The sequence below is a fragment of the Microbacterium sp. UBA3486 genome, assembly GCF_002377845.1.
Taxonomy (GTDB): Bacteria; Actinomycetota; Actinomycetes; order Actinomycetales; family Microbacteriaceae; genus Microbacterium; species Microbacterium maritypicum_A.
On the sequence record NZ_DFQP01000103.1, the window covers coordinates 1 to 7,808 of the forward strand.

Annotated in this window: 8 protein-coding genes and 1 pseudogene; 7 read left to right on the plus strand and 2 right to left on the minus strand. The window is 70.3% G+C overall.

Translation table 11 applies throughout. The annotated features are described in order from the left end of the window. A partial coding sequence (locus tag B2869_RS16095; protein WP_292768780.1) for a hypothetical protein occupies nucleotides 1-213 on the minus strand: 213 nt, incomplete at its 3' end. Beyond that, nucleotides 210-1,112: a MurR/RpiR family transcriptional regulator gene (locus B2869_RS16100; protein ID WP_029266345.1), complete on the minus strand. Its 903-nt coding sequence runs from the start codon at nucleotides 1,110-1,112 to the stop codon at nucleotides 210-212. The genes B2869_RS16095 and B2869_RS16100, both read right to left, overlap by 4 nt. Before the next feature lie 166 nt (nucleotides 1,113-1,278). Between B2869_RS16100 and B2869_RS16105 the strand changes: the two genes are divergently transcribed. From B2869_RS16105 to B2869_RS16135, 7 genes and pseudogenes are all read left to right on the plus strand, one after another. After that, a complete protein-coding gene (locus tag B2869_RS16105; protein WP_292768783.1) occupies nucleotides 1,279-2,826 on the plus strand; it encodes an ABC transporter substrate-binding protein in 1,548 nt (515 codons plus the stop codon). Nucleotides 2,827-2,892: 66 nt separating this feature from the next. Next, nucleotides 2,893-3,864 (plus strand): ABC transporter permease, encoded by a 972-nt coding sequence (locus B2869_RS16110; RefSeq protein ID WP_021198223.1) that lies wholly within the window; start codon nucleotides 2,893-2,895, stop codon nucleotides 3,862-3,864. Further along, complete coding sequence (locus B2869_RS16115; protein WP_021198224.1) at nucleotides 3,861-4,748, plus strand: ABC transporter permease; 888 nt, start codon at nucleotides 3,861-3,863, stop codon at nucleotides 4,746-4,748. Before B2869_RS16110 ends, B2869_RS16115 begins: the two co-directional genes overlap by 4 nt. Further along, nucleotides 4,745-5,650: an N-acetylmuramic acid 6-phosphate etherase gene (gene murQ, locus B2869_RS16120; protein ID WP_292768791.1), complete on the plus strand. Its 906-nt coding sequence runs from the start codon at nucleotides 4,745-4,747 to the stop codon at nucleotides 5,648-5,650. Before B2869_RS16115 ends, murQ begins: the two co-directional genes overlap by 4 nt. Next, the gene (locus tag B2869_RS16125) at nucleotides 5,650-6,840 is read left to right on the plus strand and encodes an anhydro-N-acetylmuramic acid kinase (RefSeq protein WP_292768794.1); all 1,191 of its coding nucleotides are present in this window, start codon (nucleotides 5,650-5,652) and stop codon (nucleotides 6,838-6,840) included. The genes murQ and B2869_RS16125 overlap by 1 nt, the downstream gene beginning before the upstream one ends. Next, complete coding sequence (locus tag B2869_RS16130; protein WP_292768797.1) at nucleotides 6,837-7,340, plus strand: GNAT family N-acetyltransferase; 504 nt, start codon at nucleotides 6,837-6,839, stop codon at nucleotides 7,338-7,340. The genes B2869_RS16125 and B2869_RS16130 overlap by 4 nt, the downstream gene beginning before the upstream one ends. Nucleotides 7,341-7,379: 39 nt before the next feature. Continuing rightward, nucleotides 7,380-7,808 (plus strand): annotated as a pseudogene (locus B2869_RS16135) (hypothetical protein); the annotation flags it as partial.

Below are 7,808 nucleotides of genomic sequence, written 5' to 3' on the forward strand. Positions count from 1 at the left end.
CACGGTGCGCGGAGGCCGGCGCATCAGCAGCGGACTCGAGGCCAGCACCCCGACCAGGAGTCCGGCGAACAGGGCGGGCACGGCGGCGCTGAGGTCGGCCGCGATCGCCCGCTCGGCGGAGGGGAGGATGGCGGGAACGAACGCGGCCGTGACCCCGAGACCCGCGAAGGCGGTGAACAGTCCCGTCCGCGCGCGTGCGATCCCGTCGGTCACGCCCCCGCCGTCCGCACGCGGTGCACGGCGGCGAACGTGTCGCGCAGCGCCTCCATCGAGCGGTCGTAGTTCGACTGGGCGACGCCGATGAAGATGCAGTCGACGACCATGAGCTGGGCGATACGACTGCCCAGGGCGCCGGAGCGGAAGCCGGTCTCACGGGCAGCGGTGGTCAGCACGATGTCGGCCTGATCGGCCAATGGAGCGCCGGCGTGGTTCGTGATCGCGATGGTGGTCGCCCCGGCCTGCCGGGCGAGCAGCAGGAACTCGATCGTGTCGGTGGTGGCACCGGTGTGCGACACCGCGATCGCGACATTGCCGGGGCCGAGCGTCGCCGCCGAGGTCCACGCCGCGTGCGGGTCCGACCACTCCAGCGCCGTGCGTCCGATACGGGTGAGCTTGCGCTGCAGGTCGAGTCCGACGATGGAGCTCGCGCCCACACCGAAGATGTCGACCCTGGTCGACGAGGTGATGGCGTCGACCGAGGCCCGCAGCGAATCGGTGTCGAGCACCTTGGCGGTGTCGGCGAGGGAGAGCGTCTCGGCGAGCGACACCTTCGCGACGATGTCGGTCAGGGTGTCGTTGCGGTCGATGTCGCCGGAGACGGCGGGGAGCGCGGCCGTGTCGAAGGTCTCGCGCTCGACGTCGCGCAGCACGTGGTTGCGCAGCTCGCGCACGTGCTCGTATCCGAGGCGTTTGCAGAACCGCACGACCGAGGTGGTCGAGGTGTCGCAGCGCTGGGCGAGCTCGGCGACGGAGAGGCCGGCGGTGCCCGCGGGGTCGGCGAGGAACAGATCGGCGATGCGCTGTTCACTCGGACGCAGTTCGGGGCGGATCGCGCGCATGCGGACGAGGACGGGGTGTGCGCCGGCATCGTCGCGGGCGGCTTCATGAGGCATGGGGTCTCCGATCACTGTTCATAACAGTAGAGGAACTTCTGTTACATCTGTAGTGACCTTCGTGTACTTTTGGTACCAACCACGACCGACGACGTTCACTGGGGCGGCAGGCAACAGCGCCTGACCCGACGCCACGGCGGCGCGTCACATTCAGGAGGATCCAGCAATGAGCACAGCACGCTGGGCGTCACTCGGCGCTCTCACGGCGACGGGCCTCGCCTTCGCCCTCGTCATCACCGGGTGTTCCGCACCCGCGTCCGACCCGAAGCCCTCCGAGGGCGCGGCGGGCGGCGACCTCGTCATCGGCGTCACCAGCGACCCGGACACCCTGTTCCCCTGGAAGGCCACCCAGTTCCAGGCCGTCAATGTGCTGCAGAACCTGTACGGCACGCTGACCGAGTTCGACGAGGACCTCAACGTGGTCCCCGGCCTCGCCGAGTCGTGGGACGTCTCCGAAGACGGCCTCACCCTGACCTTCCACCTGCGCGAGGGCGTCACGTTCGCCGACGGGAGCACCTTCGGTTCGGAAGACGTCAAGTACTCGCTCGACGCGATCGCGGCTGAGGCCACGGCCGCCGTCGCGCGCAGCTCCCTCGCCTCGGTCACCGCGGTCGAGGCCACCGACGAGAAGACCGTCGCCCTCACCCTCAGCGCTCCCGACGCCGCGCTCCCCGCGAACCTCGCCGTGATCAACATGGCGATGCTGTCCTCGGACGACACCGAAGAGGGGCTGAACACCACGCCGAACGGCACCGGCCCCTTCATCCTCGGCGACCGCAAGGCGAGCCAGTCGATCACGCTCGCCAAGAACGAGGACTACTGGGGAGACACCGCGCTGCTCGACACGGTCGAGTTCCGTGTGATCCCCGACGAGTCGTCGATCGTCTCGGCGATGCAGTCCGGCAACGTGCAGCTGGCCGTGTTCGACGACCCGCTGGTCGCGCAGACCGCCGAGGGTGCCAATGTGGAGGTCGCCACGACCCCGCAGCTGAGCTACCACGCGCTGCAGCTGAACGCCACGCGCGGCGACCTCACCGACGTCAACGTGCGCCTCGCGATCCAGTGCGCGATCGACCGTCAGGAGGTGCTCGACACCGCTGCGCTCGGCGAGGGCGAGGTCACCGGCCCGATCACTTCGCCCGCGTACAAGTCCGACCCGGATGCCCGTCCGTGCCCCGAGCGCGACCTCGACAAGGCCGCCGAGTACCTGAAGAAGGCGGGCAAGGAAGACGGCGTCACCATCAAGACGATCGTCTCGCAGGGGGAGTACGCCACCTCGGTCAACGAGGCGCAGAACCTCAAGGCCCAGCTGGCGGACGCGAACATCACGCTCGACCTCGAGGTGCTCGAGTCCGGCGCGTTCGTCGACCGCTGGATCGCGGCCGACTTCGACGCGGCGGTCGCGCTCAACGGCGGTCGCCCCGACCCCGACGGCATGTACGGCCGGTACTTCACGAGCACCGGAAACCTGAACAAGGTCGCCGGCTACTCCTCGCCCGAGCTCGACGCACTGTTCGCCGAGGGCCGCCAGACGGCCGACCCGGACAAGCGGAAGGACATCTACGCGCAGGTCTCGGAGAACCTCGAGGACAACGCCGCGTGGATCTGGCTGTTCACGAGCTACACCTACACGGCGACCGCGTCGACCGTCGACGGCTTCGTCCCGATGGTGAACGGCTCGCTGCAGTACCTGCGGACCACCTCCATCAAGTAGCGGATCGAGGGGGCGCGGCCACCCCGCGCCCCCTCCCTCCCCGACGACAGGCACCCACACACGCGCATGTTCAGACAGCTCCTCCGCAACAGCGTGCTGCGACGCATCCTCGCAGCCCTCGGCACGCTCCTCGGCGTCGCCATCTTCGTCTTCCTGATGCTGCGCGCCATCCCCGGCGACCAGATCAGCTCCGGCCTCGGCACCGAGGCGGCCGCTCTCACGCCCTCGCAGCGCGCCGCCCTCGAGTCCTACTACGGCCTCGACCAGCCGCTCGTCGTGCAGTTCTTCTCGTGGCTGGGCAACATCTTCACCGGCAACCTCGGCTTCTCGTCCCGGGCGCAGACGAGCGTCCTCGACCTCACCGCCGCCGCCCTCCCCGTGACGTTCGAGCTCGCGATCTTCTCGATCGTGATCGCGCTGGCCATCGGCATCCCGCTCGGCATGCTCTCCGCCTCCAAGCCCGATTCGTTCCGCGACGGCGTCGGTCAGGTCGTCGGTCTCGCCGGGCTCTCGATCCCCGCGTTCCTGCTCGGCACCGCGCTGCTGGCGATCCTCGCCTCGTCGTTCGGCTTCAACCCGAACGGTCAGGCGTACGCCACGCTCTTCGAGGACCCGCTGCTGAACCTCCAGCAGATGCTGCTGCCCTCGATCGTGCTCGGCTTCGGCATCGCCGCACCGATCATGCGCACGACCCGCACGGCTGTGCTCGAGATCCGCTCCAACGACTTCATCCGCACCGCCAGGGCGAAGGGCGTCCCCCCGCGTCGCCTGCAGGTGCGCCACGTGCTCGGCAACGCGCTGGTGCCCATCGTCACGATGACCGGCCTGCAGTTCGGCTACCTCCTCGGCGGTGCCGTGGTGGTGGAGCAGATCTTCTCGCTCCCCGGTATCGGGCGCCAGGTGCTGCTCGGCATCCAGCAGAAGGAGTACGCGCTCGTGCAGAGCACCGTCCTCGTGATCGCCCTCGCCTTCGTCATCGTCAACCTGCTCACCGACCTGCTGTACCGGGTCATCGATCCTCGGGTGCGTGCCGCATGACCGACATCTCTCAGACTCCGGCCCTCGCCCCCGGCGGCGGGCGCACCATGGAGCGCGTGCGTCTCCTGCTGCGCAGCCGCAGCGGACTCACCGGCCTCATCATCGTGGTCCTGCTCGCCGTGCTGAGCCTCGTCTCGGCGTTCGGCCTGCTGCCTTTCGACCCGCTCGCGCAGGACCCGCCGTCCCGCCTGCAGCCGCCGTCGGCCGTGCACTGGTTCGGCACCGATCAGTTCGGGCGCGACGTGTTCTCGCGCGTCGCCGCCGGTGTCGCCAACTCGGCGCTGATCTCGGTCGTCGCCGTGGCCTTCGCGACCGTGGTCGGCACCGTGTGCGGGCTCATCGCCGGGTTCTACCGCGGCTTCTCCGACGGGGCGATCACCGCGGTCACGAACGTGCTGTTCGCCTTCCCGCCGCTGCTGCTCGCGCTCTCGCTGGCCTCGGTGTTCGAGCGCAACTGGTTCACCATCGCCGTGGCCATCGCGATCGTCTACGTGCCGATCTTCATCCGCGTCACCCGCGGGCCCGTGCTGTCGCTACGCGAGGTCGAGTACGTCAAGGCCGCGAAGAGCACCGGCCAGAGCCGCATGGCGACCATGTTCCGCCACGTGCTCCCGAACATCACGTCGATCATCATCGTGCAGGTCACGCTCTCGCTGTCGTGGGCCGTGCTCACCGAGGCCTCGCTGAGCTTCCTCGGACTCGGCACGCCGCCGCCCGCACCCTCGCTCGGCTCGATGATCTTCGAGGCGCGCACGCTCGTCACGATCGCCCCGTGGACCATGATCGCGCCCGGCGTGATCGTGGTGCTCCTCGTCGTCGGACTGAACCTGCTCGGCGACGGGCTGCGCGACAGCCTCGATCCCCGGAACAGAGGGAAGCGATGACCATGGAGGATCTCGGTGGACTGGCCACGGAGGCCAGCGATCCCCGCTATGCGGAGCTCGACCTCATGAGCGTCGCCGAACTCGCGCAGACCATGAACGAGGCGGATGCCACGGTGCCCGCCGCGGTGCAACGTGCCCTCACGCAGATCGTGCCCGCGATCGAGGCGACGGCCGATCGCATGGCGCAGGGCGGACGCCTGATCTACGTCGGCGCGGGCACCCCCGGCCGCATCGGTGTGCTCGACGCCTCGGAGTGCCCGCCCACCTTCAGCACCCCGCCCGAGCTGGTGTTCGCGATCATGGCCGGAGGGCCGGGCGCGATCGTGAACCCCGTCGAGGGAGCAGAGGACGACGCGGAAGCGGGCGCTGCGGCCATCGATGCCGCGGGCATCGGTCCGCTCGACACCGTGATCGGCATCGCCTCGAGCGGACGCACGCCCTACGTGATCGCCGCCGTCCGTCGGGCGCGCGAACGCGGTGCCCTCAGCATCGGTCTCTCCTGCAACGTCGGGACCGCCCTGAGCGCGGCGGCGGAGCACGGGATCGAGGTCGAGGTCGGCCCCGAGGTGCTCTCCGGTTCGACGCGGCTCAAGTCGGGTACGGCCCAGAAGCTCGTGCTCAACATGTTCTCGACCATCTCGATGGTGCGAAACGGCAAGGCCTACGGCAACCTGATGGTGGACGTGAAGGCCACCAACCACAAGCTCCGCGAGCGGGCGATCCGGATGGTGCAGACCATCGCGGATGTCGATCGGGGCGCGGCGAAGGCGGCACTGGAGGCGGCCTCATACGACGTGAAGCTCGCGTCGATCATGATCCGCCGCGGCGAGGACCTCGCCGCGGCCACCGCACGACTGGACGCGGCCGACGGTCGGCTGCGCACCGCACTGGAGGAGAACTGATGCGCGTCCTCGGACTGATCTCCGGCACCTCGCACGACGGGATCGATGCCGCCGTCGTCGACTTCACGACCAGTGGCGGCTTCACCGCCCACGGCGTGGATCTGCACGGCACGGTGCTGGCGGCGACGAGCGTGCCCTACGCCCCCGAGCTGCGGGCGCGCCTGATCGCTGCGCTGCCACCGGCGCAGACCACGCTCGCCGAGGTGGCGGAGCTCGACACCCTCATCGGGCAGGCGTTCGCCGCGGTCGCGGCCGACATCGCGGCAGAGGTCGGCGGTATCGATGCCGTGTGCTCGCACGGGCAGACCGTCTACCACTGGGTCGACGGCGCGCACGCGCTGGGCACCCTGCAGATCGGGCAGCCGGCCTGGATCGCCGAGAAGGTCGGCGCCCCCGTGGTCTCCGACATCCGCATCCGCGACATCACGGTCGGCGGCCACGGTGCCCCGCTGGTGTCGTTCCTCGACGAGCTGCTGCTGCGTTCGCGCGCCGGGGTCTCTGCAGCCCTCAACCTGGGCGGCATCTCGAACATGACCGTGGTGCGGCAGGACGGCCTGGTCGCGTACGACATCGGCCCCGCGAACGCACTGGTCGACGCGGTCATCGTCGAGCACGACCTCAACCCGCTCGGCTACGACGACGACGCCGCGATCGCCCGCACCGGTCAGGTCGACGAGGGGCTGCTGGCTGCTCTGCTCGACGACCCGTACTACGCTCTCACCCCGCCCAAGAGCACGGGCAAGGAGCACTTCCACCTCGGCTACGTGCACGAGCACCTCGCCGCGCAGAACCGGGAGATCCCGGTCGCCGATGTGGTGCGCACCCTGACCGAGCTCACGGTCCGCACGGTCGCGCGCGACGTGCAGGCCGCCGGCATCGGGTTCCTCGCCGTGTCGGGCGGCGGATGCCGCAACCCGCTGATCCTCGACGGACTGCGCGCCGCGCTGCCGGACACCGAGGTCGTGCTGGCCGACGAGCTGGGCGCCGCGGCCGACAGCAAGGAGGCGATCCTCCTCGCGCTCATCGGCTGGTCCACGATGCACGGCGTCCCCGCGATCGTCCCCGGCGGCACCGGAGCGCGCGAGCCGCGCATCCTCGGCACCATCACGCCCGGTGTCGGACCGCTGCAGATGCCCGAACCCGTCGCCTCCATCGACTCCCTCGTGCTCACGGAGGCCGCGGCATCGTGAGCCTCCAGGTGCGCCCCGCCACCCCGGACGACCTGTCCGGGGTGCTCGAGGTGTTCCTCGCGTGCTGGCGCGAGAGCTACCGGGGTGTGCTGCCCGACGCGGCGATCGACGCGATGACCGATGAGCGTGCCGAGGCCCTGTGGCGCCGGGTGCTCGCCGAACCGGTCGGCGTCGTGCTCGTGGCCGTCCGCGACGGCGGGATCGTCGGGATCACCCGGTACGCCGCGACCACTGCCGACGACGGGCGGATCGACGGGGCCGTGCATTCCCTGTACGTCTCGCCACGCGCCCATGGCGGTGGGATCGGCGGTGCGCTGCTGGCGCAGGCGACCGCGGACCTGCGGGACGGCGGGGCCGAGGCCGCGGCGCTGTGGGTGTTCGCGGCGAACGCGCCGTCGATCGGCTTCTACGAGGCGAAGGGCTGGCACCCCGACGGCGCCACCCGCACGCAGCCGGAGTTCGGTGAGCCCGAACAGCGCATGCGCAAGGAGTGGGCATGAGCGGAGTCCTGAGTTGAGCGGAGTCCTGAGTTGAGTGCCGTGGAGCGCATCCGCGTGCTCCGCGTCCCGTCGCCCCTGGTGCGTCCGTTCGTCACGGCGGTGCGGCAGACGGAGCACCTCGACGTCGTGCTCGTCGAGGTGAGCGACGTCGACGGTCGTCGAGGATACGGCGAAGCCGCCGTGAGCTGGCGCGTGACGGGGGAGAGTCCGCAGAGCGTCGCCGCCGTGGTGGCAGGACCCCTCGCCGAGGTCGTGCTCGGACGGAACGTCGGTGATCCCGGGATCGCCGCCGACATCGCCCGTGCAGTGTGGGGCAATGCCGCGGCTCGCAGCGCGGTCGAGTGCGCCGTCGCCGACCTCGCCGCCCAGCAGCGCGGACTCCCGCTTGCGCAGAGCCTCACGAGCGCACCGGCGCCCGCGCGCATCCGCACCGACATGACCCTGTCCGCGGGCGAGCCGTCCGCGCTG